Source organism: Rhodococcus sp. NPDC006774 (assembly GCF_040636045.1).
GTDB lineage: Bacteria > Actinomycetota > Actinomycetes > Mycobacteriales > Mycobacteriaceae > Rhodococcoides.
Genome location: NZ_JBEYIW010000055.1, coordinates 1 through 1711, shown reverse-complemented (window position 1 = coordinate 1711; position 1711 = coordinate 1). Strand labels below are relative to the sequence as shown.

Sequence of the window (1711 nt, the reverse complement as noted above, 5' to 3'; positions counted from 1 at the left end):
CAACACCCCCACCGAACACACACTCACCCACATCTACCGAGACGTACTCCACCTCGACCACGACACACCCCTCACCGTCGACGACGACTTCTTCCACCTCGGCGGACACTCCCTGTCCGCCACCCGACTCATCGCCCGCACCAACGCACAGTTCGGGACGACACTGTCGCTGCGCACCGCGTTCGATTCACCGACTGTGGCGGCTCTCGCTACCGCGGTGGACTCGACGGCTGGATCCAGTCCGGCGTCGTCGAGTGAGCGGATCCGCATCGCCGATGTCGAACTGCCCGAGGTGATCCCCGCGTCCTACGAACAGCAGTCTCTGTGGGTGATCGACCAACTCGGCGGACCGAAGTCCCAGTACGTTGTGCCCACGGTCCTGAGGCTGACCGGCTCCCTCGACACCACCGCTTTCACGGCGGCTGTGCACGACGTCGTCGAACGACACGCCACGCTCCGCACACTCCTCGTCGAGCACGATGGTGAACCGACACAGGCGATAGTGCCGATGGATGAGGTGCGAGCACGGGCGTGCGTTCAGGAAAGCGATCTGCGCGGCGCCGATCGGACGCAGGTGGACGATGCCATCGCATCTGTTGTGCGCACCGGTTTCGACCTTGCTCTCGACCTGCCCACCCGGGTTACAGTTCTTCGAGTCGACGACTCCCGATGGGTGGTCGTCATCGCGGTCCACCACCATGCGATCGACGACTGGTCCACCCCGGCGATGCTGAGCGATCTGTCCTCTGCATACTCCTCGCGAGTCGATAGCGTTGCTCCCCAATGGAGTCCGCTCTCCGCTTCGTACGCGCAGTACGCCGCCTGGCAGCGAACCGTCTTGGGTGACGGAACCGACCCCACCTCGGAACTCGCGGCGCACCTGGACTATTGGCGCTCAACCCTCGCCGACGCACCCGACGAATCCATCGTCACTCCCGACCGTCCGCGGCGCACGCATCCGACGCACGAGGGCCGTGACGTGTCGTTCGTCCTCGACGACGACGTGGTCACCGGGATGCGCAGTGTTGCAGAGGCGCAGGGTGTCAGCATGTTCGCCCTCGTGCACGCTGCGACCGCGGTCACCGCATCTCTGCTCGGTGCCGGCAACGACGTCGTGATCGGCTCCCCGGTCGGTGGACGCACCGAGGACGGGCTCGAGGACCTCGTCGGGTACTTCGTCAACACCCTGCCGCTGCGGCACCGCCTGACTCCGACCGATGCACTGTCCGATGTACTGGCCGCATCGCACCGAACGGTACTCGACGGTTTCGCTCATCAGAGCGCGCCATTCGAGCACATCACCCGGTCGCTGAACATCTCTCGCGTCGCCAATCGCACGCCGGTCTTCCAGATTCTGCTGACCCACATCCCGGTGAGCGCCATGGACAGCGACGTCCTCAGTCTGCCGGGCATCACGTCGATCTCGACCGACGTCGACGCGGCTGAGCTGGGTGCCGCCAAGACCGACCTGGAACTCGACTTCGTGGACGGCCCCGAAGGCATCTCCGGCTACCTCACCTACGCGACCGATCTGTTCTCCCACAACACGATAGATCGATTCGTCGAGGTGTTGGTTCGGGTACTCGAGGCAATCGCCACGAGACCTGACACCCGCGTCTCGAATCTGAACCTCCTGCCCGAGGACGACACCACGCACATCGCCGAATGGTCGACCGGGTCCGACGCCACCGGTCTCGAAATACCCACCACA

1 protein-coding gene is annotated in these 1711 nt (G+C 64.6%); it reads left to right on the top strand.

Going from position 1 to position 1711, the window contains the following annotated elements; translation table 11 throughout:
* The coding region (locus ABZ677_RS27785) for a condensation domain-containing protein (RefSeq protein ID WP_358375315.1) at positions 1-1711 on the top strand (1711 nt) is incomplete at both ends.